The organism is Pseudomonas sp. Root401, assembly GCF_001425105.1.
Taxonomy (GTDB): domain Bacteria; phylum Pseudomonadota; class Gammaproteobacteria; order Pseudomonadales; family Pseudomonadaceae; genus Aquipseudomonas; species Aquipseudomonas brassicacearum.
Window position 1 is genome coordinate 510,201 of sequence record NZ_LMDO01000012.1, and the last position, 22,564, is coordinate 532,764.

The following is a 22,564-nucleotide window of genomic DNA, read 5'->3' on the forward strand; positions in this document are numbered from 1 at the left end:
CCACCAGCCCCGTTGTGCGTTCTGTTTCGTCTTTTTTTGGCTGTTATTTATTACAGGTCCAGGTTCATGCCCGAATACGTCAATTGGCTTCGTCACGCTTCGCCCTACATCAACGCCCACCGCGATTGCACCTTCATCGTCATGCTGCCCGGCGACGGGGTGGAACACCCTAATTTCGGCAACATCGTCCATGACCTGGTGCTGCTGCACAGCCTCGGCGTGCGCCTGGTGCTGGTCCATGGTTCGCGCCCGCAGATCGAGACCCGCCTCGCTGCACGGGGCCTCACGCCCCATTATCACCACGGCATGCGCATCACCGATGCCGCGACGCTGGAGTGCGTGATCGACGCGGTCGGCCAGTTGCGCATCGCCATCGAGGCCCGCCTGTCCATGGACATGGCGTCCTCGCCCATGCAGGGCTCGCGGCTGCGGGTCGCCAGCGGCAACCTGGTCACCGCGCGTCCCATCGGTGTGCTCGAAGGCGTGGATTATCACCACACCGGTGAAGTGCGCCGGGTCGATCGCAAGGGTATCAATCGCCTGCTGGACGAACGCTCCATCGTGCTGCTGTCGCCGTTGGGTTATTCGCCCACCGGCGAGATCTTCAACCTGGCCTGTGAAGACGTTGCCACCCGGGCAGCCATCGACCTGGCAGCCGACAAGCTGCTGCTGTTCGGGGCCGAGCAGGGACTTATCGGTGAGGACGGGCGGCTGGTTCGCGAATTGCGCCCGCAACAGGTTCCGGGCCATATGCAACGCCTGGGCAGCGACTATCAGGCCGAACTGCTGGACGCGGCGGCCCAGGCCTGTCGTGGCGGGGTGGCGCGTAGCCATATCGTCAGCTATGCCGAGAACGGTGCGCTGCTGACCGAACTGTTCACCCGCGATGGCAGCGGTACGTTGGTGGCCCAGGAGCAATTCGAGGTGGTACGCGAGGCGGCCATTGAGGATGTTGGCGGCCTGCTGGACCTGATCAGCCCGCTGGAAGAGCAGGGGATCCTGGTGCGTCGCTCCCGCGAAGTGCTGGAGCGCGAGATCGAACAGTTCAGCGTGGTCGAGCGCGAAGGCATGATCATCGCCTGCGCGGCGTTGTACCAGATCGCCGACTCGGACGCCGGGGAGCTGGCCTGCCTGGCAGTGAACCCGGAGTACCGCCACGGTGGCCGCGGCGATGAGCTGCTGGAACGGATCGAAACCCGGGCCCGCGCCCAAGGGCTCAAGACGTTGTTCGTACTGACGACCCGGACTGCCCACTGGTTCCGTGAACGTGGCTTTGAACCCAGCAGTGTCGAGCGCCTGCCGGCGGCGCGGGCTTCGCTCTACAACTATCAGCGTAATTCGAAGATCTTCGAAAAGGCCCTGTAATCCCCTGGTCATTCCTACCTGCGTGGGACTGTCGCAGGTTGCGTCTTTTTGATTTCAGACAATGAATCGTCAGACGCATAGCGATCAAGATCGCAACCTTCGCAGTTCCCGGCGCGTAGCCAATGAACATCAAGAGCATGCCTCTATGCCGGGGATTTCCTTTTTGGGAGGTCCCGACAGAAAACCATTCAGTAATCAGCAGGCTGGCCGATACGCCGGGTCACGGTTTACGAAGCGCAGATGACGGCTATATTTCCAAACGAGCTGAAAACTGTTGAAACAATTCTTTTTGGAATTATAAAGAATCCATTATCCTGCGGGCCGGTGTAGAGGGGTTAGACCATAGTCGTAGTCATAAATGCTTACGATTGACTTGTCAGTCACGGTCTGGCGCTAATCGCGCATCCGCGGAATCCGGGCGTTCGATCCGGAACCAAAGACACACAAGAATTAGAAAACGAGAGGAGCGAAGCATGAACAAGTCCACCTTGGCCCTGGCTGTGGCCGTTGGGGTTTTGGCGCAGCAGGCAGGCGCCGCCGGTTTTATCGAGGACAGCAAGGCATCCGTCAGTTCTCGTACGTTGTATTTCAATAACGATAACCGTGAGACGGGCAAAGAGGACCTGCGCGAAACGGGTACCGGCCTCAAGTTCGACTACAAGTCCGGCTTCACGCAAGGTGTTGTGGGTTTCGGTATCGACGCTCAGGCGCTGGTGGGTATTCGTCTCGATGGGGGGGACGGGCGTAACAACGGTTCCTATATGCCAGCCGATACTGATGGTTCGGCGGTACATGAATGGAGCCGTTTGTCCGGTAACGTAAAGGCGCTTTTCTCCAAGACCGAAGCTCACGTGGGTGGCGCACTGGCGCCTAACCTGCCGATTCTGGTGGCCAACGATGCCCGTCTGCTGCCGCAGACCTTTGAAGGTGGCACCATCACCTCCAAGGAAATCGACAACGTAACCTTCAATGCCGGTCAACTGGAACATGCCACTGGTCGTGCGTCGAGCAACAGCACCGGTCTGGCAGTGGCAGGTGGTACTCAGGACAGCAACCAGTTCCGTTACGCCGGTGCTGACTGGAAGGTCACCAAGGACCTGACCCTGCAGTACTACTACGCCAACCTGCAGGATTACTACAAGCAGCACTTCCTGGGTGCGGTTCATGTGTTCCCGATCAGCGAAGGCCAGTCGTTCAAGACTGACCTGCGTTACTTCGACAGCAGTTCGGATGGCCGTAACGGGGACTCCACCCATTTTTTCAACAATAACCTCGGATATGCCAAGAACCCGGGCGAGGTCGATAACAAGACCTGGAGCGCCATGTTCACTTACACCTTGGGCGGCAGCGCCTTCCTGCTGGGTCACCAGCAAGTCGGTGATGACGGTGGCTTCGTATACCTGAACCAGGCCAACGTAGTTGACGGCAACGGTCGTCCGGAAGGTGCCGGTGGCGCGAGCTTCTACCTGTTCACCGACAGCATGATCAACGGGTTTGTCCGTGCCGGTGAAAACACCACCTTCGGCCAATACTCCTACGACTTCGCTTCCTTGGGCGTTCCTGGCCTGAAAGCCTCGGTTTCCTACCTGCGTGGTGACGACGTCAAAACCACCAGCGGCGCAAGCGATTACTCCGAGTGGGAACGCGACATGCGCGTGGATTACGTCATCCAGCAGGGCGCGTTGAAGGGCTTCGGCACCACTCTGCGTCAGGGTACCTACCGCAGCAGCGGTGCAGGCGACAGCCAGGATCAGACCCGCCTGATCTTCAACTACACTTACAACTTCATGTAAGACGTAGCGAAGTAAAAAAAGCCCCGCCCGGCAGCACGCCGGGCGGGGCTTTTGCGTTTTCTGGGAACGCGAGAGGGTTCTCCGCTATCCTGCAGACTTCGCCGCGTCCTTAAGCAGGATGAATGAACTGAACGCTAGAAAATCATCCAAATGTCCGGTAATGATCGCGACCATGATCGGCAATTGCAGGGCTTGGTAGTCATGCACGGCGATATTCCTGAAACCCACCATGTTCTTCAGGTTTTTCACCAGACCTTCTTCCACCCAACCTCCTTGGAAAAGCAACTCGAATGTATCGCGGGCACTTTGCGGGACACCCAATCGCTCACGTCGAATCAAATGCTGTCCCATATCCAGTGCCGCTTCACACGCACGCTGGATGTTCAGGACTGCCGAGTCCTGGCGAGTGAAATCGGTGGCAAACGTAGCGGGATCTTTCGCGTATTCCTCCCGCACCCTGGCGACGCAACGCTCGATGCTCGCAGCTTTGTTGATCAGTACGTCATCGGCCATACACGCTGCCTTCTTCCTGAATATCCTTGAGCAGGCCTGCCCGAGCCTCGTCGAGAGCGGTTTTTTCGCTGAGAATAAAACACTCGAACAACCCCGCCTGTACGTCGCGGGCCCAGAGTCTCTGGCCTCGGGTCACGATCTGATATTGCATGACGGTGCTTGCCGCACGTAGGTCAATCAGATCCACCGGACTGCCGGCGATATCCGCCAAATCCCCTGAAAGCTGCCATAACGATACAGGGTCGATCTCGCCGGACAAGAGCACGGCCAAATCGACATCACTGTCAGGCCCGGCCGTCCCCTGTGCATGGCTACCAAACAGGTAAACCGCCAGCAGACCAGGGAGTTGGTTTTGCAGATGAGTCAACAAGGCTTGAGTGTTCATGCTGCCTATCCTAGCCGCTCGTCCTGAAATCGCGTCAATAATTTCCGTAGTGTGGGTACAAAACAAAAAAAGCCCCGCCCGGCAACACGCCGGGCGGGGCTTTTGCGTTTCGGGTCTGGCCCACCCCTGTAGCCTTCCCCGAACCTTCTCCTCTTTTCAGCAACTCGAGGCCTTCTCGAACCTCGGAAATGATCTTGGGCCGCTATGCGCCAGGGCGCCAGTGAACAGTTTTTTATATTCACTAATGATCTAAATAAATGGGTATTCATTCTTTTTAAAGCAATGAAAACCGGTGCACAGTTGGTCCCACAACAACCATCCAGGAGCCGCACCATGAGCCTCAGACTCGGCGACATCGCCCCCGACTTCGAACAGGATTCCAGCGCCGGCAAGATCCGCTTCCACGAATGGCTCGGTGACAGCTGGGGTGTGCTGTTTTCCCATCCGGCGGATTTCACGCCCGTATGCACCACCGAGTTGGGCCTCACCGCCAAGCTCAAGGACGAGTTCGCAAAGCGCGGGGTCAAGGCCATTGCCCTTTCGGTCGACCCGGTGGACTCGCACCACAAGTGGATCGAGGACATCAACGAGACCCAGAACGCCGTGGTCAATTTTCCGATCCTGGCCGACGCCGACCGCAAGGTGTCGGACCTGTACGACCTGATCCATCCCAACGCCAGCGACACTTTGACTGTGCGCTCCTTGTTCGTGATCGACCCGAACAAGAAGATCCGCCTGACCATTACCTACCCGGCCAGCACCGGGCGCAATTTCAATGAGATCCTGCGGGTGATCGACTCGCTCCAACTGACCGACAACTACAAAGTCGCCACCCCGGCCAACTGGCAGGACGGTGATGAAGTGGTGATCGTGCCGTCGCTCAAGGACGAAGAGGAACTCAAGCAGCGCTTTCCCAAGGGCTACCGCGCCGTGAAGCCTTACCTGCGCCTGACCCCGCAGCCCAACAGGTAGCCATCGACGACGATCGTTCCCACGCTCTGCGTGGGTACGCCTCAACGGACGCTCCGCGTTCGGCTTTCGGGACGCAGAGCGTCCCTGGCTGCATTCCCACGCAGAGCGTGGGAACGATCAGTACCTGTGCACCAAGGGTTTTGGCCGTTTCGACGGCCTTTTTTATTGCGTCAAGGAAAGTGAATTTCATATCTCTAAATTGAATAACCAAATGAATAAATATGATTTAAAGATATATTGATCCCCTGTTATGGTTTGACCCATACAGCGAGATCGCCCACCGCGAATCGCACGTGACAGTTAAGGAATAGCAGGCATGTTGGTCGTCTCACTCGGTGGCAGTCCCAGCCAACGCTCCCGCTCCGGGGTGCTGCTGGAGCGCTCGCAACGCTGGTTGCAGCAGCAAGGTGTGGAAGTGGTGAGCTATCAGGTGCGCGACTTCCCGGCCGAAGATCTGCTCCATGCCCGTTTCGACAGCCCGAAGGTGATCGACCTGCTCCAGCAGATCGAAAATGCCGACGGCCTGTTGATTGCCACGCCGGTGTACAAGGCGTCTTTTTCCGGTGCGCTGAAGACTGTGCTGGACCTGCTGCCTGAGCGCGCCCTGGCCCATAAAGTGGTGTTGCCGATGGCAACCGGCGGCAGCATCGCCCACATGCTGGCGGTGGATTACGCCCTCAAGCCAGTGTTGTCGGCGCTCAAGGCCCAGGAAATGCTCCACGGGATCTTTGCCGAAGACAACCAGATCGCTTACGGCGAAGGCAGCGCCCAGGCGCAATTGGCACCGGCCCTGCAACAGCGCCTGGACGAGGCGCTGGAACAGTTTTTCAGCGCCATGGCCCGTCGGCCCAGGCCGCTGGACCCCAGTGTATTGAACGAACGTTTGTTGAGTGCTCGCTGGAGCATTTGACCCCCGAACACCCTGATTCAACTCACCTTACTCAGCCGCCAACGGCCCAGCAGGTGCAGCCAAAACCCCACAGCAAAAAGGAGAGGCGCCATGCGCACTGTCATTTTGCGTCGCGGGCTGGTCGCTCTGTTTGCTGCGGCTGTGTCCCTCGGCGTCATTACTCAAGCTCAAGCCGAGACCTTGCGGATCGGTTATCAGAAATACGGCACCCTGGTGCTGCTCAAGGCCAAGGGAACATTGGAAAAACGCCTCGCCGCCCAAGGCGTGGACGTGCAATGGACCGAGTTCCCCGGCGGCCCGCAGCTGCTTGAAGGCTTGAACGTCGGCTCCATCGACTTTGGCGTGACCGGTGAAACCCCACCGGTGTTTGCCCAGGCCGCAGGCGCCGACCTGCTTTATGTCGCCTACGAACCACCGGCGCCCACCAGCGAGGCGATCCTGGTGCCCAAAGGCTCGGCGATCCAGTCGGTGCAGGACCTCAAGGGCAAGAAAGTCGTGTTGAACAAAGGCTCCAACGTCCACTACCTGCTGGTGCGGGCGCTGGAAGATGCTGGCCTGAAGTATTCCGATATCCAGACCGTTTTCCTGCCGCCGGCCGACGCCCGCGCCGCGTTCGAGCGGGGCAGCGTCGACGCCTGGGTGATCTGGGATCCGTACCAGGCGGCCGCCGAACAGCAGTTGCAGGCGCGCACCCTGCGTGACGGCAAAGGCATCGTCGACAACCACCAGTTCTACCTCGCCACCAAACCCTATGCGCAAAAAAATCCCCAGGTCATCACGACCCTGGTGGAAGAAGTGCGCGCAGTGGGGGAGTGGTCCAAGGCCAATCCTGATGACGTGACCAAGCAGGTCTCGCCGCTGCTTGGCCTACCGGCGGACATCACCCTGACGGCGGTGAAACGCCAAGGCTACGGGGCGTTGTTCCTCACGCCGGAAGTGGTGGCGGCGCAGCAGAAAATCGCCGACAGCTTCTATCAGCTCAAATTGATTCCCAAGCCCTTGAGCATCAAGGACGTGATCTGGACGCCGCCGGCGGCCGTTGCGAACGCGCAGTAATTCGACCCCTTAGGAGACCACTCCATGAGCCTCAATATTTTCTGGTTCCTGCCTACCCATGGCGACGGCCATTACCTTGGTACTGCCGAAGGCGCTCGCGCCGTCGATCACGGTTACTTGCAACAGGTCGCTCAAGCAGCGGATCGACTGGGTTTCGGCGGCGTGTTGATCCCCACCGGGCGTTCCTGCGAGGACTCCTGGTTGGTGGCTGCCTCGTTGATTCCGGTGACCCAGCGCCTGAAATTCCTCGTTGCCCTGCGCCCCGGGATCATTTCCCCGACGGTGGCCGCGCGTCAGGCCGCGACCCTCGACCGGTTGTCCGGCGGACGTGCGTTGTTCAACCTGGTGACCGGTGGCGACCCGGATGAGTTGGCCGGCGACGGCCTGTTCCTCGACCACGAGCAACGCTACCAGGCGTCGGTGGAGTTCACCCGCATCTGGCGCCGCGTGCTGGAAGGCGAAACCGTGGATTACGACGGTGAGCACATCAGTGTGAAAGGCGCCAAGCTGCTCTATCCACCGATCCAGCAACCGCGTCCGCCGCTGTATTTCGGTGGTTCGTCGGAAGCCGCCCAGGACTTGGCAGCCGAGCAGGTGGAAATGGTGCTGACCTGGGGCGAGCCGCCCGCAGCCGTGGCGGAAAAGATCGAACAAGTGCGGGCCAAGGCTGCGAAATTGGGACGCACGGTACGCTTCGGCATCCGCCTGCATGTGATCGTGCGGGAAACCAACGCCGAGGCCTGGCAAGCGGCCGACCGGCTGATTTCCCACCTGGACGACGACACCATCGCCCGTGCCCAGGCGTCCCTGGCGCGCTTCGACTCGGTGGGTCAGCAACGCATGGCTGCCCTGCACGGTGGCCGTCGCGACAAGCTGGAGGTCAGCCCCAACCTCTGGGCCGGTGTCGGCCTGGTTCGCGGCGGTGCCGGTACGGCGCTGGTGGGTGATGGCCCGACCGTGGCGGCGCGGGTCAAGGAATACGCCGATCTTGGCATCGACACCTTTATCTTCTCCGGTTATCCACACCTGGAAGAGTCCTACCGCGTGGCGGAACTGCTGTTCCCTCACCTGGACGTGGAGCGCCCGGAGTTGCCCAAGAGCCAGGGCTATGTGAGCCCGTTCGGTGAAATGGTCGCCAACGATATTCTTCCCAAAGCCGCGTCCCAGAGCTGAGGCGGCCATGAAGAAAATCATCCACACCCTCGCGCCCTGGGCGGTGCCGCTGCTGTTGCTGGCGGTATGGCAACTGTCGGTATCGGCCGGTTGGTTGTCCACGCGGATCCTGCCAGCACCCGTGGCCGTGATCGAGGCCGGAGTCGATCTGGTGCGCAGCGGCGAGATCTGGACGCACCTGGCAATCAGCGGTTGGCGCGCAGCGGTGGGCTTTCTGATCGGCGGTGGCATCGGCCTGGCCCTGGGCTTCATCACCGGTTTGTCGAAATGGGGCGAACGTCTGTTGGACAGTTCCGTGCAAATGCTCCGGAACATCCCGCACCTGGCGCTGATTCCGTTGGTGATCCTGTGGTTTGGCATCGATGAGTCGGCGAAGATTTTCCTGGTGGCCCTGGGCACGTTGTTCCCGATCTACCTCAACACCTACCACGGCATTCGCAACGTCGACCCGGCGCTGGTGGAAATGTCCCGCAGCTACGGCTTGTCCGGCTTCAGGCTGTTTCGCCAGGTGATCCTGCCGGGCGCCCTGCCTTCGATCCTGGTGGGCGTGCGCTTTGCCCTGGGTTTCATGTGGTTGACGCTGATCGTAGCGGAAACCATCTCGGCCAGCGCCGGCATCGGCTATCTGGCGATGAATGCCCGGGAGTTCCTGCAAACCGATGTGGTGGTGCTGGCGATCCTCCTGTACGCCGTGCTGGGCAAATTGGCCGACCTTGCCGCCCGTGGGCTTGAGCGGGTCTGGCTGCGCTGGCACCCGGCCTACCAAGTGAGCAAGGGAGGTGCCGCATGACCGCCCAACAACCTCCGCGCCTGCTGCGTGGCATCCCGCTGGCGGTGTGCAAGCTGCAAAAAACCTTCGGCACGCGCCAGGTGTTGCGCGACATCGACCTGCATATCCCGGCCGGGCAGTTCGTGGCCGTGGTCGGTCGCAGTGGCTGTGGCAAAAGTACCTTGCTGCGGTTGCTGGCCGGCCTCGATCAACCCACCGATGGCCAACTGTTGGCGGGCTCGGCAGCGTTGAGTGCCGCGCAACAGGACACGCGGTTGATGTTCCAGGAAGCGCGTTTGCTGCCCTGGAAAAAAGTCATCGACAACGTCGGCCTTGGACTAAAGGGCGACTGGCGCCCGCAGGCGCTGCAGGCACTGGAAGCCGTCGGCTTGGCCGACCGTGCCCATGAGTGGCCGGCGGCGCTGTCCGGCGGGCAGAAACAACGAGTGGCCCTGGCCCGCGCGCTGATTCATCAGCCACGGTTGTTGCTGCTCGACGAACCCTTGGGGGCGCTGGACGCACTGACCCGTATCGAGATGCAGCAACTGATCGAAAACCTCTGGCAGCAGCACGGCTTCACGGTGTTGCTGGTGACCCACGACGTCAGCGAGGCGGTAGCGATTGCCGACAGGGTGATCCTGATCGAGGACGGCCAGATCGGCCTCGACCTGCCCATCGACCTGCCGCGCCCACGGGCTCGCGGTTCTCATCGCCTGGCGAGCCTGGAAACCGAAGTCCTCAACCGTGTGCTGTCCTTGCCCGGCCAACCGCCGGAACCGGAACCCGTTTCACCCTTGCCTACGCAATTGCGTTGGGCGCAATGAAGCAGCTTCAAGCGGCAAGCTACAAGCCGCAAGAAGAAATGCGGTGCTTTTACTTGCAGCTTGTAACTCGAAGCTTGCAGCTCATTTCTACCCCAGGAGAAATCGTATGACCATCAAAGCCATCAACGTACGCAACCAGTTCAAAGGCACCATCAAGGAAATCGTCGAAGGCGACGTGCTGTCGGAAATCGACGTGCAGACCGCGTCGGGCATCGTCACTTCGGTCATCACCACTCGCTCGGTCAAGGAGTTGGAACTGGCGATCGGCAGCGAAGTGATCGCCTTCGTCAAATCCACCGAGGTGTCTATCGCCAAGTTGTGAGCGATGCGTCACCCACAGCCCCGGATGGCGTGAGCCCTTCGGGGCTTATCGTTCCCACGCTCTGCGTGGGAATGCCTCTACGGACGCTCCGCGTTCGGCTCTTGGGGACGCGGAGCGTCCCTGGCTGCATTCCCACGCGGAGCGTGGGAACGATCAACGATCAAGCGGAGCGCTTGGGCAGATACGGCGGCAGATACAGCCCCAGGTACGCGTCGAACACCCGCATGCCTTCTTCGGCCATGCGCGGGGTGATCTGGCCGTGTTGTTGTACCGAGCGGGCGTAGACGCGGTCGCCCAGTTCCATGGCCAGGGCGAACACGTCGACGTCTTTGGGCAAGCTCGGCAGTTCGAAATGGTGGTTGAACACCTTATGCATCAGGTCGCCCAGCTCGAGGTCGTGCTGGCGGTCGGCCTGGGTGACTTCGGTCAGGCCGTGCTGGGCCAGGATCAATTGGCGAGCGGCGGCGTCCTGGCTGTAGATGGTGAGCATGCGCTGTTCCACCAGCCGTGACAGGTCGTGCCAATGGTTCAACGCCCCATGATCGATCGGTGCTTGCAGGCAGGCGCGAAAGGCGGCGTGGACGTCGGCGGTCAGGGCTTCGAGCAGGGCCGGGACGCTGGCGAAGAAGTGGTACACGGAAGAGGGCGGGATCCCGGCGCGCTCGGCGACGCTGTAGATCGACAGGCTGGCCACGCCTTCGGCGGCAAGCAGCGTACGGGCGGCATCAAGAATGGTGTCGATCCGGGCCTGGCTGCGTGCGCGGGGTTTGCGGGGGGTGGCGATGCGCGTCATGGACGTCTCCTGCGGGGCTGCCGGGCATTGTACGAGTCGATTTCTGTGTTGTCTGCCAGGCCCTCATCGCGGGCAAGCCTTGCTCCCACAGAGCAATACATTGTGAATCAGACCAAATGACCACAAAGCCCCCCTGTGGGAGCTTCGTGAATGAGACCAAATGATCACAAAACCCCCCTGTGGGAGCTTTGTGAATGAGACCAAATGATCACGAAGAACCCCTGTGGGAGCTGAGCTTGCTCGCGATCCGCCGAAGGCGGCCATCCCCCCAGATACAAAAAAACGCCGCAGGCCATAAGGCCTGCGGCGTTTCTTGTTTACCACAACCGCTTACACGGTATGCAGGTACCAGTTGTACTCGAGGTCGGAGATGGAGTGTTCGAACTCCTCCAGCTCGCTCTCCTTGCAGGCCACGAAGATATCGATGTATTTCGGGTCGATGTACTTGGCCATGACTTCGCTGTCGTCCAGCTCGCGCAGGGCATCGCGCAAGTTGTTCGGCAGGCTTTGCTCGTTCTGCTCGTAGCTGTTGCCTTCCACCGGCGCACCGGGCTCGATCTTGTTGGTCAGGCCATGGTGTACGCCCGCCAGCACGGCGGCCATCAACAGATAGGGGTTGGCATCGGCACCGGCGACGCGGTGCTCCAGGCGCACGGCATCGGCCGAACCGGTAGGGACGCGCAAGGCCACGGTGCGGTTGTCCAGGCCCCAGGTCGGCGAGTTCGGCACGTAGAACTGTGCGCCGAAACGACGGTAGGAGTTGACGTTCGGGCAGAGGAAAGCCATCTGCGCGGGCAGGGTCTCGAGCACACCGCCGATCGCGTGACGCAGTGCGGCGTTCTGCTCGGGATCCTCGCTGGCAAAGATATTCTTGCCATCTTTATCAAGAATCGAGATGTGGACGTGCAGACCATTACCCGCCTGGCCCGGATAAGGCTTGGCCATGAAGGTGGTGTCCATTTCATGGTCGTAGGCGATGTTCTTGATCAGCCGCTTGAGCAGGACCGCATAGTCGCAGGCCTTGATCGGGTCGGCCACGTGGTGCAGGTTCACTTCGAACTGCGCCGGGGCACTTTCCTTGACGATGGCGTCGGCGGGAATGCCTTGCTCCTTGGCCCCTTCCAGAATGTCCTGGAGGCAATCGACGTATTCGTCGAGGTCATCGATCAGGTAGACCTGGGTCGAGTGCGGGCGTTTGCCGGAGATCGGCGAGCGAGGCGGTTGTGGGCGTCCATTCACGTTCTCCTGGTCGATCAGGTAGAACTCCAGCTCGAATGCGGCGCAGATGGTCAGGCCCAGTTCATCAAACTTGGTCACGACTTGGCGCAGGACTTCACGCGGGTCGGCGAAGAAAGGTTCGCCTTCGAGTTCGTGCATGGTCATCAACAGTTGCGCAGTAGGGCGCTTCTGCCAAGGTTCGTTGCACAGGGTGTCAGGGATTGGATAGCAGATCCGGTCGGCATCGCCGATGTCCAGACCCAGGCCGGTGCTTTCCACCGTAGAGCCGTTGATATCCAGGGCAAATAAAGAGGCCGGCAGGTTGATGCCTTTCTCGTAAACCTTGTGGAGGCTGGTGCGTTCTATGCGCTTGCCGCGCACCACACCATTCATATCCGCAATCAGAAGGTCAACGTACAGAACCTCAGGATGTTCCTTAAGGAACGCGTTCGCTTCGTTAAGCTGAACGGCACGCGGGGGTACCGACATGATGCAACACCTTTGTTGTTAAAAATATCAATCATTGATCTCTTCGAAAGCCAGTCAACCCGAACGGCATGCCGAAGTCAAGCAGGGCCTTTTTTGCCCTAAAAAAGCACCTTCAGGGCTTTTTTGAGGCAATTTAGGGCGTTTTTTTCCCTTTAAGGGTCTTGGCGCCCGCGGGCTTGAGCGGGCCGTGTTGTATTTTTTACGGGGGTGTTGTGTAAAAAAATGAACAAGGCTAAGCTCGATTCAAACCCATAACAGCAATAATACCGGGGTGCTTCATGTCTCGCCTGCCGTTAATCGGCGTCACCACCTGCTCCAGGCAGATTGGTCTGCATGCATATCACATCAGTGGCAATAAATATTCCCGGGCTGTCGCGACAGCCGCCAAGGGCCTGCCCGTGCTGCTCCCGTCCCTGGCGGATCTGTTCCCACCGTCCGATATTCTGGACGCCCTGGACGGTATTCTCTTTACCGGCTCTCCTTCCAATGTAGAACCTTTTCATTACCAGGGCCCGGCCAGTTCGCCGGGCACTGCTCATGATCCTGCACGGGATGCCACCACCTTGCCGCTGATCCGCGCCGCTGTCGAGGCGGGCATCCCGGTGCTGGGCATTTGCCGAGGCTTCCAGGAGATGAACGTAGCCTTTGGCGGCAGCCTGCATCAGAAAGTTCATGAAGTCGGAACGTTCATCGATCATCGTGAAGACGATACTCAAGCGGTGGATGTTCAATACGGCCCGGCCCACGCCGTGCATATCCAGCCTGGCGGCGTACTTGCAGGGCTGGGACTGCCCCAGCTAATAGAGGTCAACTCGATCCACAGCCAAGGCATCGAGCGCCTGGCACCGGGGTTGCGGGCCGAAGCGGTGGCCCCCGATGGCCTGATCGAGGCTGTTTCGGTGCCAGAAGGCAAGGCTTTTGCTTTAGGTGTGCAATGGCACCCCGAATGGGAGGTAAGCTCTAACCCGCACTACCTTGCGATTTTCCAGGCATTTGGCGATGCCTGCCGAGCAAGGGCAATACAACGCGACGCCGATGCGTCAAACAACGCCTGACGACTAATAGCAGTCAGGAAACTCACGCCTAGAGGCATTTATGAGTAACAACCTCGACCAGCTCACCGATTGGTTGAAAGACCACAAGATCACAGAAGTCGAATGCATGATTGGCGACCTCACCGGTATCACCCGGGGCAAGATCTCGCCGACCAACAAGTTCATTGCCGAGAAAGGCATGCGCCTGCCCGAGAGCGTTCTGCTCCAGACCGTTACGGGCGACTATGTCGAAGACGACATCTATTACGAACTGCTCGACCCCGCCGACATCGACATGATCTGCCGCCCGGACGAGAACGCAGTCTTCCTTGTGCCCTGGGCCATCGAGCCCACAGCCCAGGTTATCCACGACGCCTACGACAAGCAGGGCAACCCCATCGAGCTGTCGCCGCGCAACGTGCTCAAGAAAGTGCTCAAGCTCTACGCCGACAAGGGTTGGCAGCCGATCGTCGCGCCGGAAATGGAGTTCTACCTGACCAAGCGCAGCGACGACCCGGACTTTCCGCTGCAACCGCCCGTTGGCCGCTCCGGTCGCCCGGAAACCGGTCGCCAGTCCTTTTCTATCGAAGCGGCCAACGAATTCGACCCGCTGTTCGAAGACGTCTACGACTGGTGCGAACTGCAGGAGCTGGACCTCGATACCCTGATCCACGAGGACGGCACGGCGCAGATGGAAATCAATTTCCGTCATGGCGATGCCCTGTCCCTGGCTGATCAGATCCTGGTGTTCAAGCGCACCATGCGCGAAGCGGCACTCAAGCACGACGTGGCCGCCACCTTCATGGCCAAGCCCATGACCGGCGAGCCGGGCAGTGCGATGCACCTGCACCAGAGCATCATCGACAAGGAAACCGGCAAGAACGTCTTCTCCAATGAAGACGGGACCATGAGCGATCTGTTCCTGCACCACATCGGTGGCCTGCAGAAATTCATCCCCGAGCTGTTGCCGCTGTTCGCCCCCAACGTCAACTCGTTCCGCCGCTTCCTGCCGGACACGTCGGCGCCGGTGAACGTGGAGTGGGGCGAAGAGAACCGCACCGTGGGCCTGCGCGTGCCGGATGCCGGGCCGCAGAACCGTCGGGTGGAAAACCGCTTGCCGGGTGCCGATGCCAACCCGTACCTGGCGATTGCCGCCAGCCTGCTGTGTGGCTTCATTGGCATGGTCGAAGGCATCAACCCGAGCGCGCCGGTGGTGGGCCGAGGCTACGAGCGCCGCAACCTGCGTTTGCCGCTGACCATCGAAGACGCTCTGGAACGCATGGAAAACAGCACCACCATCGAGAAATACCTGGGCAAGAAATTCATCACAGGCTACGTCGCGGTCAAGCGGGCCGAGCATGAAAACTTCAAGCGCGTCATCAGTTCGTGGGAGCGGGAATTCCTGCTCTTCGCCGTCTGAAGCGCCGGGCGGGGCTGCCTCGGCAGCTTCGCCCTCACCGATAAAAGGAGAATTGGCATGACCCGCAACAATCCGCAAACCCGTGAATGGCAGGCCCTGAGCAACGATCACCACCTGGCGCCGTTCAGTGACTTCAAGCAGCTCAAAGAGAAAGGCCCGCGCATCATCACCCACGCCAAGGGTGTCTACCTCTGGGACAGTGAAGGCAACAAGATCCTCGACGGCATGGCCGGCCTCTGGTGCGTGGCCGTCGGTTATGGCCGCGAGGAACTGGCCGACGCCGCCAGCCAACAGATGCGCGAGCTGCCGTACTACAACCTGTTCTTCCAGACGGCCCACCCGCCGGTGCTGGAATTGTCCAAAGCCATCGCCGACATCGCCCCTGAAGGCATGAACCACGTGTTCTTCACCGGTTCCGGCTCCGAAGGCAACGACACCATGTTGCGGATGGTCCGCCACTATTGGGCGATCAAGGGGCAGCCGAACAAGAAAGTCATCATCAGCCGCAAGAACGGTTATCACGGTTCGACCGTGGCCGGCGCGAGCCTGGGCGGCATGACCTATATGCATGAACAGGGCGACTTGCCGATCCCGGGCATTGTCCACATCGCCCAGCCTTACTGGTTCGGTGAAGGCGGCGACATGAGCCCCGAAGAGTTCGGTGTGTGGGCGGCCAACCAGTTGGAAGAAAAGATCCTGGAGCTCGGCGTGGACAACGTCGGCGCCTTCATCGCCGAGCCGATCCAGGGCGCCGGCGGCGTGATCGTGCCGCCGGACAGCTACTGGCCGCGCATGAAGGAAATCCTCGCCAAGTACGACATCCTGTTCGTGGCCGACGAAGTGATCTGCGGCTTCGGTCGTACCGGTGAGTGGTTCGGTACCGACCATTACGGGTTGAAACCGCACATGATGACCATCGCCAAGGGCCTGACCTCCGGCTACATCCCCATGGGCGGGCTGATCGTGCGTGACGACGTGGTCGCGGTGCTCAACGAAGGCGGCGACTTCAACCACGGGTTTACCTATTCCGGTCACCCGGTGGCCGCTGCGGTGGCCCTGGAAAACATCCGCATCCTGCGCGACGAAAAGATCATCGAGCGCGTCCATGCTGAAACGGCACCCTATTTGCAGAAGCGTTTGCGGGAACTGAACGATCATCCGCTGGTGGGTGAAGTGCGCGGTGTCGGTTTGCTGGGGGCGATCGAGCTGGTTGAGGACAAGGCCACGCGCAAGCGCTACGAAGGCAAGGGTGTGGGCATGATCTGCCGGCAGTTCTGTTTCGATAACGGGCTGATCATGCGCGCGGTGGGCGACACCATGATCATTGCGCCGCCGCTGGTGATCAGCAAGGCCGAGATCGATGAATTGGTGACCAAGGCGCGGCAGTGCCTGGACCTGACGCTCAGTGCGTTGCAAGGCTAAGTGCTAGGCTCTGAGCGAGGCGCCTGCAAGGGCCTCGCCCAGCGAGAATAAAAGGCTGGGCTTGTGTTGAAAGCCTGGCCTGTAACTTGCCAGACTACCGGCTGTTCAAGTCGCCCGTGAGCCGGCTACTGAACTGTGGCTAAGAAGAATAACTGGAGCATTTTTTCATGAAGGCATTAGGTATGAAGATAGCTGGCAAGACCCTCCTCGCCATGTCCCTGATGGGCGTGATGGCGGGTGCTGTTCAGGCGGACGACAAAGTGCTGCACGTCTATAACTGGTCCGACTACATTGCGCCGGACACCGTCGCCAAGTTCGAGAAAGAATCGGGGATCAAAGTCGTCTACGACGTGTTCGACAGCAACGAAACCCTGGAAGCCAAGTTGCTGGCCGGCAAATCCGGTTATGACATCGTGGTGCCGTCGAACAACTTCCTGGCCAAGCAGATCAAGGCCGGGGTCTACCAGAAACTCGACAAGTCCAAGTTGCCCAACTGGAAAAACCTGAACACCGACCTGCTCAAGGCTGTTTCGGTGAGCGATCCGGGCAACGAACACGCCTTCCCGTACATGTGGGGTTCGATCGGCATTGGTTTCAACGCCGAGAAGGTCAAGGCGGCCCTGGGTGCCGACGCGCCGACCAACTCGTGGGACCTGCTGTTCAAGCCGGAAAACGCCGCCAAGCTGAAAGCCTGCGGCATCAGCTTCCTCGACTCGCCGACCGAGATGATCCCGGTGGCGCTGCACTACCTGGGCTATCCGACCGACAGCCAGGACAAGAAACAACTGGCTGAAGCCGAGGCACTGTTCCTCAAGATCCGTCCTTCGATCGGCTACTTCCACTCTTCCAAGTACATCTCCGACCTGGCCAACGGCAACATCTGTGTAGCGGTCGGCTACTCGGGCGACATCTACCAGGCCAAGTCCCGTGCTGCCGAAGCCGGCGGCAAGGTTAAAGTCAGCTACAACATTCCGAAGGAAGGTGCTGGCAGCTTCTTCGACATGGTCGCCATCCCCAAGGATGCCGAGAACGTCGAGGGTGCCTACAAGTTCATGACCTTCCTGCAAAAGCCGGAAATCATGGCTGAAATCACCGACACCGTGAGCTTCCCGAACGGCAACGCGGCCTCTACGCCGCTGGTCAGCAAGGAAATCACCAGCGACCCGGGCATCTACCCGCCGGCGGACGTGCAAGCCAAGCTCTACGCGATTGCCGACCTGCCAGCCGTGACCCAGCGGATCATGACTCGCAGCTGGACCAAGATCAAATCCGGTAAATAAGCCGGCCTGAAGCATCTTCCTGTTGTCGCTGCCATCGCGGCGGCGGCAACAGGAGCAATTAAATAATTAAAAGTTTTGCTGGATCGGTTTATCGAGGGTAAGTTGCGCGCCGGTTTTGTTGCAGGGCCTCTCTTGGCCAAGTAACGGGGGCAACTTGGGCCCAACTATTTAAGAGGACCTCCACGTGCCAGTCTTTTCTTTGTTACGCAACGCCTTGCTGGTCGGCGCCGGCTTGACGCTCGCCGTCAGCGTCCAGGCCGCCTCCACCGTGCATATTTATAATTGGTCGGACTACATCGGCGAGACCACCCTGGCGGATTTCGAAAAAGCCACTGGCATCAAGCCGGTGTATGACGTGTTCGACTCCAACGAAACCCTGGAAGGCAAGTTGCTGGCCGGGCGCACCGGTTACGACGTGGTGGTGCCGTCCAACCACTTCCTGGGCAAGCAGATCAAGGCCGGGGCGTTCCAGAAGCTCGACAAGGCGCAGTTGCCCAACTACGCCAACCTCGACCCTGTGCTGCTCAAGCGCCTGGAAAAGAACGATCCGGGCAACCAGTACGCCGTGCCTTACCTGTGGGGCACCAACGGCATCGGCTACAACGTCGAGAAGATCAAGGCAGTCCTGGGCGTCGACAAGATCGATTCGTGGGCCATGCTGTTCGAGCCGGAAAACATCAAGAAGCTGTCCAGTTGCGGCGTTTCGTTCCTCGACTCGGGCGACGAGATGATCCCGGCGATGCTCAATTACCTGGGCCTGAATCCCAACAGCGAAGACCCTGAAGACTACAAGAAGGCCGAGGCCCAGCTCCTCAAGATCCGCCCTTACGTGACCTACTTCAATTCCTCCAAATACATCTCCGATCTGGCCAATGGCGAGATCTGCGTGGCCGCCGGTTTCTCCGGCGACATCTTCCAGGCCCGCGAACGTGCCAGCGAAGCCGGCAAGGGCGTCGATATCGCCTACGTGATTCCCAAGGAAGGTGGCAACCTGTGGTTTGACATGCTGGCGATCCCGCGCGACGCCAGCAACGTCAAGCAAGCGCTCGCGTTCATCAACTACCTGCTCAAGCCTGAGGTGATCGCCCAGGTCAGCGATGTCGTCGGTTATGCCAACCCGAACCCCAAGGCTGGCGAACTGATGGACCAGAAAGTACGCACCGACGAAGCGGTTTATCCACCGCAAGCGGTCGTCGACAAGCTCTACGTCAACTCCGAGTTGCCGCCCAAGATCCAACGACTCATGACTCGCAGCTGGACCAAGGTCAAGTCGGGTAAATAACGTCAACACTCTTAGGTTCGTCCGCGTGGGGCGAACTGCAAATTCTGTGGGAGTTTCGTAAATGGCAGTTGCCTCCGGCGCCTATAAGAAAGCCCTCGAGGGCGACCAGACACCCAAGCAGGTGTTGGTCAAAATCGACCGGGTCACGAAAAAGTTCGACGAGACGATTGCCGTGGACGATGTGTCCCTGGAAATCAAGAAAGGTGAGATCTTCGCCTTGCTCGGCGGTTCGGGATCGGGCAAATCCACCTTGCTGCGCATGCTGGCCGGTTTCGAGCGGCCTACCGAAGGGCGGATTTTCCTCGATGGCGTGGACATCACCGATATGCCGCCCTACGAGCGGCCGATCAACATGATGTTCCAGTCCTACGCTTTGTTCCCCCACATGACTGTGGCGCAGAACATCGCCTTTGGCTTGCAACAGGACAAGATCCCGAAAGCCGAGGTCGATGCCCGCGTGGCTGAAATGCTCAAGCTGGTGCAGATGAGCCAGTACGCCAAGCGCAAGCCGCACCAGCTCTCCGGCGGCCAGCGCCAGCGTGTAGCCCTGGCCCGTTCCCTGGCCAAGCGGCCGAAGCTGTTGTTGCTCGACGAGCCGATGGGGGCGCTGGACAAGAAGCTGCGCTCGCAAATGCAACTTGAGCTGGTGGAGATCATCGAGCGGGTTGGCGTGACCTGCGTCATGGTGACCCACGACCAGGAAGAGGCCATGACCATGGCCGAGCGCATCGCGATCATGCACCTGGGCTGGATCGCCCAGATAGGCAGCCCGATCGACATCTACGAAACCCCGACCAGCCGGCTGGTCTGCGAGTTCATCGGCAACGTCAACATCTTCGAGACCGAAGTGGTGGACGACGCCGAAGGCCACGCGGTGCTGACCTGCAAGGACCTGGACCGCAACATCTACGTGGGCCACGGCATCAGCACCTCGGTGCAGGACAAGTCTGTGACCTACGCCATTCGCCCGGAAAAGCTGCTGGTCACGTCCGAGCAGCCGACCTGTGAGCACAACTGGTCCAGCGGCAAGGTCCATGACATCGCCTACCTGGGCGGCCATTCGGTGTTCTACGTCGAGTTGCCGAGCGGCAAGCTGGTGCAGTCCTTCGTCGCCAACGCCGAACGCCGCGGCCAGCGTCCGACTTGGGGCGACCAGGTATTCGTCTGGTGGGAAGACGACAGCGGCGTGGTACTTCGCTCATGAACATGCGCAAACTCAAACGCCGACTCGATCGAATAACGCCCGGTGGCCGCCAGTTGGTCATCGGGGTGCCCTTCATCTGGCTGTTCCTGTTCTTCATGCTGCCGTTCTTCATTGTCCTGAAGATCAGCTTCGCCGAAGCCGACGTAGCCATCCCGCCGTACACCGAGATCTACAGCTACGTCGACCAGAAGCTGCAGGTGCTGCTCAACCTCGCCAACTACGCGATGCTGAGCGAGGACGAGCTGTACATCGCCGCCTACCTTGGCTCGCTGAAGATGGCGCTGATCAGCACCGTCTTGTGCCTGCTGATCGGTTATCCGATGGCCTACGGCATCGCCAATGCCCGCAAAGAGATGCAGACGGTGCTGGTGCTGCTGATCATGATGCCGACTTGGACCGCGATCCTGATCCGCGTCTATGCGTGGATGGGCATCCTCAGTAACAACGGTTTGCTCAACGGCTTTTTGCTGAGCATGGGTTGGATCAGCGAACCGCTGCAAATCCTCAACACCAACCTGGCGGTGTATATCGGGGTGGTCTACTCCTATCTGCCGTTCATGATCCTGCCGTTGTACGCCAACCTGGTGAAACATGACGCCAGCCTGTTGGAGGCCGCGTCGGACCTGGGTTCGAGCACCTTCAACAGCTTCTGGAAAATCACCGTGCCGCTGTCCAAGAACGGCATCGTCGCCGGTTGCATGCTGGTGTTCATCCCCGTGGTGGGCGAGTTCGTGATCCCGGAACTGCTGGGCGGCCCGGAAACCCTGATGATCGGCAAAGTGCTGTGGCAGGAATTCTTCAACAACCGTGACTGGCCGGTGGCATCCGCCCTGGCGGTGGTGATGCTGGCGATCCTGATCGTGCCCATCATCCTGTTCAACCGCAGTCAGGCCAAAGAAATGGAGGGCAAGGAATGAAGCGCTTCAGTTTTTCAAGCCTGATGCTGGTGCTGGGTTTGCTGTTCATCTACGCGCCAATGTTGATCCTGGTGATCTACTCGTTCAACGCCTCGAAACTGGTGACGGTATGGGGCGGCTGGTCGATCAAGTGGTACGTCGGCCTGCTGGACAACAGCCAACTGATGGGTTCGGTGTTGCGCTCGCTGGAAATCGCCTGCTACACGGCGATTGCCGCGGTGGCCCTGGGTACGCTGGCGGCTTTCGTGCTGACCCGCATCACCCACTTCAAGGGCCGCACGCTGTTCGGCGGCCTGGTCACCGCGCCGTTGGTGATGCCGGAAGTGATTACCGGTCTGTCGCTGTTGCTGCTGTTCGTGGCCATGGCCCAGATGATCGGCTGGCCCCAGGAGCGTGGCATCGTCACGATCTGGATCGCCCACACCACGTTTTGCGCGGCCTATGTGGCGGTGGTGGTCTCGGCGCGCTTGCGTGAGCTGGACCTGTCCATCGAAGAAGCGGCCATGGACCTCGGTGCGCGGCCGTGGAAGGTGTTCTTTTTGATCACCATCCCGATGATCGCGCCGTCACTGGCGGCGGGGGGCATGATGTCGTTCGCGCTGTCCCTGGATGACCTGGTACTGGCGAGCTTCGTCTCCGGCCCCGGCTCGACGACCTTGCCGATGGAAGTCTTCTCGGCGGTGCGCCTGGGGGTGAAACCGGAAATCAACGCCGTGGCGAGCCTGATCCTGCTGGCGGTGTCGCTGGTGACTTTCCTGGTCTGGTTCTTCAGCCGCCGCGCCGAAGAAAATCGCAAGCGCGCGATCCAGCAAGCCATCGAAGAAAGCGCCGCCGACTCCTGGAAACAACCGGAAGTACGCCGGGCAGAGACCGCGCCGGTCTAAGTGTGGGAGCGAGCCTGCTCGCGATAGCGGTGTGTCAGTCAGCGAAGATGCTGAATGTCAGGCCGCCATCGCGAGCAAGCTTTGCTCCCACAGGTTTTTTGGGGCGCCTATAAATCTGCGGCCAAACGCAGATCCCATTGTGGGAGCGAGCCTGCTCGCGAAAGCGGTGTGGCAGTCAATGAAGAGTTGAATGTCAGGCCGCCATCGCGAGCAAGCTTTGCTCCCACAGGGTTTTTGGGGCGCCTATAAATCCGTGGCCAAACGCAGATCCAATGTGGGAGCGAGCCTGCTCGCGATGTCAGGCCGCCATCGCGAGCAAGCTTTGCTCCCACAGGGTTTTTGGGGCGCCTATAAATCTGCGGCCAAACGCAGGTCCCATTGTGGGAGCGAGCCTGCTCGCGATAGCGGTGTGTCAGTCAGCGAAGATGCTGAATGTCAGGCCGCCATCGCGAGCGAGCTCGGCTCCCACAGGTTTTTTGGGGCGCCTATAAATCTGCGGCCAAACGCAGATCCCATTGTGGGAGCGAGCCTGCTCGCGA

At 60.0% G+C, this 22,564-nt stretch carries 21 protein-coding genes; 17 read left to right on the forward strand and 4 right to left on the reverse strand.

From position 1 onward, the window contains the following. Positions 1-66: 66 nt before the first annotated feature. On the forward strand, positions 67-1,365 hold the full coding sequence (argA, locus tag ASC85_RS12215; RefSeq protein WP_057449492.1) for an amino-acid N-acetyltransferase: 1,299 nt from the start codon (positions 67-69) through the stop codon (positions 1,363-1,365). A gap of 473 nt (positions 1,366-1,838) precedes the next feature. Beyond that, entirely contained in the window at positions 1,839-3,158 is a 1,320-nt protein-coding gene (locus ASC85_RS12220) for an OprD family porin (RefSeq protein ID WP_057449493.1), read from the forward strand. An 84-nt stretch (positions 3,159-3,242) separates the two neighbouring features. Here ASC85_RS12220 and hepT read toward each other — a convergent pair whose 3' ends face one another. After that, the gene (hepT, locus tag ASC85_RS12225; RefSeq protein ID WP_057449494.1) at positions 3,243-3,671 is read right to left on the reverse strand and encodes a type VII toxin-antitoxin system HepT family RNase toxin; all 429 of its coding nucleotides are present in this window, start codon (positions 3,669-3,671) and stop codon (positions 3,243-3,245) included. Beyond that, the gene (gene mntA, locus ASC85_RS12230) at positions 3,661-4,056 is read right to left on the reverse strand and encodes a type VII toxin-antitoxin system MntA family adenylyltransferase antitoxin (protein WP_057449495.1); all 396 of its coding nucleotides are present in this window, start codon (positions 4,054-4,056) and stop codon (positions 3,661-3,663) included. The genes hepT and mntA overlap by 11 nt, the downstream gene beginning before the upstream one ends. A 333-nt stretch (positions 4,057-4,389) precedes the next feature. On the opposite strand from mntA, the gene ASC85_RS12235 reads away from it, so the two are divergent. From ASC85_RS12235 to ASC85_RS12265, 7 genes are all read left to right on the forward strand, one after another. Next, the gene (locus ASC85_RS12235; protein WP_003206652.1) at positions 4,390-5,028 is read left to right on the forward strand and encodes a peroxiredoxin; all 639 of its coding nucleotides are present in this window, start codon (positions 4,390-4,392) and stop codon (positions 5,026-5,028) included. Positions 5,029-5,344: 316 nt separating this feature from the next. Beyond that, positions 5,345-5,938 carry an NADPH-dependent FMN reductase gene (gene ssuE, locus ASC85_RS12240; RefSeq protein ID WP_057449496.1) on the forward strand — a complete coding sequence of 198 codons (594 nt, stop codon included), beginning with the start codon at positions 5,345-5,347 and terminating at the stop codon, positions 5,936-5,938. A gap of 90 nt (positions 5,939-6,028) precedes the next feature. After that, positions 6,029-6,994 (forward strand): sulfonate ABC transporter substrate-binding protein, encoded by a 966-nt coding sequence (locus tag ASC85_RS12245; RefSeq protein WP_057449497.1) that lies wholly within the window; start codon positions 6,029-6,031, stop codon positions 6,992-6,994. Between the two features lie 24 nt (positions 6,995-7,018). Further along, positions 7,019-8,167, forward strand: a complete 1,149-nt coding sequence (gene ssuD / locus ASC85_RS12250) for an FMNH2-dependent alkanesulfonate monooxygenase (protein ID WP_003206647.1) — start codon at positions 7,019-7,021, stop codon at positions 8,165-8,167. A gap of 7 nt (positions 8,168-8,174) precedes the next feature. Then, a complete protein-coding gene (ssuC, locus tag ASC85_RS12255; protein ID WP_057449498.1) occupies positions 8,175-8,957 on the forward strand; it encodes an aliphatic sulfonate ABC transporter permease SsuC in 783 nt (260 codons plus the stop codon). Further along, complete coding sequence (gene ssuB / locus ASC85_RS12260; RefSeq protein WP_057449499.1) at positions 8,954-9,760, forward strand: aliphatic sulfonates ABC transporter ATP-binding protein; 807 nt, start codon at positions 8,954-8,956, stop codon at positions 9,758-9,760. The genes ssuC and ssuB overlap by 4 nt, the downstream gene beginning before the upstream one ends. 106 nt (positions 9,761-9,866) lie before the next feature. Next, positions 9,867-10,082, forward strand: coding sequence for a TOBE domain-containing protein (locus tag ASC85_RS12265; RefSeq protein ID WP_003177394.1), 216 nt, complete (start codon positions 9,867-9,869; stop codon positions 10,080-10,082). 160 nt (positions 10,083-10,242) lie between these two features. Here ASC85_RS12265 and ASC85_RS12270 read toward each other — a convergent pair whose 3' ends face one another. Further along, positions 10,243-10,875, reverse strand: coding sequence for a TetR/AcrR family transcriptional regulator (locus ASC85_RS12270; RefSeq protein ID WP_057449500.1), 633 nt, complete (start codon positions 10,873-10,875; stop codon positions 10,243-10,245). Between the two features lie 330 nt (positions 10,876-11,205). Beyond that, the gene (locus tag ASC85_RS12275) at positions 11,206-12,582 is read right to left on the reverse strand and encodes a glutamine synthetase family protein (protein WP_003177396.1); all 1,377 of its coding nucleotides are present in this window, start codon (positions 12,580-12,582) and stop codon (positions 11,206-11,208) included. A 278-nt stretch (positions 12,583-12,860) separates the two neighbouring features. On the opposite strand from ASC85_RS12275, the gene ASC85_RS12280 reads away from it, so the two are divergent. The 8 genes from ASC85_RS12280 (at position 12,861) to ASC85_RS12315 (ending at position 22,025) form a co-directional block, all read left to right on the forward strand. Beyond that, complete coding sequence (locus ASC85_RS12280; RefSeq protein ID WP_057449501.1) at positions 12,861-13,637, forward strand: gamma-glutamyl-gamma-aminobutyrate hydrolase family protein; 777 nt, start codon at positions 12,861-12,863, stop codon at positions 13,635-13,637. A 40-nt stretch (positions 13,638-13,677) separates the two neighbouring features. Continuing rightward, complete coding sequence (locus tag ASC85_RS12285; protein WP_018610575.1) at positions 13,678-15,036, forward strand: glutamine synthetase family protein; 1,359 nt, start codon at positions 13,678-13,680, stop codon at positions 15,034-15,036. Positions 15,037-15,093: 57 nt separating this feature from the next. Then, a complete protein-coding gene (locus tag ASC85_RS12290) occupies positions 15,094-16,458 on the forward strand; it encodes an aspartate aminotransferase family protein (RefSeq protein ID WP_057449502.1) in 1,365 nt (454 codons plus the stop codon). Positions 16,459-16,640: 182 nt separating this feature from the next. Then, positions 16,641-17,738: a polyamine ABC transporter substrate-binding protein gene (locus ASC85_RS12295; RefSeq protein WP_057449503.1), complete on the forward strand. Its 1,098-nt coding sequence runs from the start codon at positions 16,641-16,643 to the stop codon at positions 17,736-17,738. 184 nt (positions 17,739-17,922) lie between these two features. After that, positions 17,923-19,020 (forward strand): polyamine ABC transporter substrate-binding protein, encoded by a 1,098-nt coding sequence (locus ASC85_RS12300; RefSeq protein ID WP_057449504.1) that lies wholly within the window; start codon positions 17,923-17,925, stop codon positions 19,018-19,020. Between the two features lie 61 nt (positions 19,021-19,081). Further along, a complete protein-coding gene (locus ASC85_RS12305) occupies positions 19,082-20,224 on the forward strand; it encodes an ABC transporter ATP-binding protein (protein ID WP_014340741.1) in 1,143 nt (380 codons plus the stop codon). Next, complete coding sequence (locus tag ASC85_RS12310) at positions 20,221-21,141, forward strand: ABC transporter permease subunit (protein WP_057449505.1); 921 nt, start codon at positions 20,221-20,223, stop codon at positions 21,139-21,141. Before ASC85_RS12305 ends, ASC85_RS12310 begins: the two co-directional genes overlap by 4 nt. Next, a complete protein-coding gene (locus ASC85_RS12315; RefSeq protein ID WP_057449506.1) occupies positions 21,138-22,025 on the forward strand; it encodes an ABC transporter permease subunit in 888 nt (295 codons plus the stop codon). The genes ASC85_RS12310 and ASC85_RS12315 overlap by 4 nt, the downstream gene beginning before the upstream one ends. The last annotated feature ends 539 nt before the right edge of the window (positions 22,026-22,564 follow it).

What these genes read in the sequence shown, in the direction of transcription:
- ASC85_RS12310 (WP_057449505.1), top strand. Translation starts at nt 20,221, where the DNA reads ATGAACATGCGCAAACTCAAACGCCGACTCGATCGAATAACGCCCGGT.
- ASC85_RS12285 (WP_018610575.1), top strand. Translation starts at nt 13,678, where the DNA reads ATGAGTAACAACCTCGACCAGCTCACCGATTGGTTGAAAGACCACAAG.
- hepT (WP_057449494.1), bottom strand. Translation starts at nt 3,671, where the DNA reads ATGGCCGATGACGTACTGATCAACAAAGCTGCGAGCATCGAGCGTTGC.
- ASC85_RS12270 (WP_057449500.1), bottom strand. Translation starts at nt 10,875, where the DNA reads ATGACGCGCATCGCCACCCCCCGCAAACCCCGCGCACGCAGCCAGGCC.
- ASC85_RS12245 (WP_057449497.1), top strand. Translation starts at nt 6,029, where the DNA reads ATGCGCACTGTCATTTTGCGTCGCGGGCTGGTCGCTCTGTTTGCTGCG.
- ASC85_RS12220 (WP_057449493.1), top strand. Translation starts at nt 1,839, where the DNA reads ATGAACAAGTCCACCTTGGCCCTGGCTGTGGCCGTTGGGGTTTTGGCG.
- ssuC (WP_057449498.1), top strand. Translation starts at nt 8,175, where the DNA reads ATGAAGAAAATCATCCACACCCTCGCGCCCTGGGCGGTGCCGCTGCTG.
- ssuE (WP_057449496.1), top strand. Translation starts at nt 5,345, where the DNA reads ATGTTGGTCGTCTCACTCGGTGGCAGTCCCAGCCAACGCTCCCGCTCC.
- ASC85_RS12265 (WP_003177394.1), top strand. Translation starts at nt 9,867, where the DNA reads ATGACCATCAAAGCCATCAACGTACGCAACCAGTTCAAAGGCACCATC.
- ASC85_RS12295 (WP_057449503.1), top strand. Translation starts at nt 16,641, where the DNA reads ATGAAGATAGCTGGCAAGACCCTCCTCGCCATGTCCCTGATGGGCGTG.
- ASC85_RS12280 (WP_057449501.1), top strand. Translation starts at nt 12,861, where the DNA reads ATGTCTCGCCTGCCGTTAATCGGCGTCACCACCTGCTCCAGGCAGATT.
- argA (WP_057449492.1), top strand. Translation starts at nt 67, where the DNA reads ATGCCCGAATACGTCAATTGGCTTCGTCACGCTTCGCCCTACATCAAC.
- mntA (WP_057449495.1), bottom strand. Translation starts at nt 4,056, where the DNA reads ATGAACACTCAAGCCTTGTTGACTCATCTGCAAAACCAACTCCCTGGT.
- ASC85_RS12305 (WP_014340741.1), top strand. Translation starts at nt 19,082, where the DNA reads ATGGCAGTTGCCTCCGGCGCCTATAAGAAAGCCCTCGAGGGCGACCAG.
- ASC85_RS12315 (WP_057449506.1), top strand. Translation starts at nt 21,138, where the DNA reads ATGAAGCGCTTCAGTTTTTCAAGCCTGATGCTGGTGCTGGGTTTGCTG.
- ssuD (WP_003206647.1), top strand. Translation starts at nt 7,019, where the DNA reads ATGAGCCTCAATATTTTCTGGTTCCTGCCTACCCATGGCGACGGCCAT.
- ASC85_RS12275 (WP_003177396.1), bottom strand. Translation starts at nt 12,582, where the DNA reads ATGTCGGTACCCCCGCGTGCCGTTCAGCTTAACGAAGCGAACGCGTTC.
- ssuB (WP_057449499.1), top strand. Translation starts at nt 8,954, where the DNA reads ATGACCGCCCAACAACCTCCGCGCCTGCTGCGTGGCATCCCGCTGGCG.
- ASC85_RS12235 (WP_003206652.1), top strand. Translation starts at nt 4,390, where the DNA reads ATGAGCCTCAGACTCGGCGACATCGCCCCCGACTTCGAACAGGATTCC.
- ASC85_RS12290 (WP_057449502.1), top strand. Translation starts at nt 15,094, where the DNA reads ATGACCCGCAACAATCCGCAAACCCGTGAATGGCAGGCCCTGAGCAAC.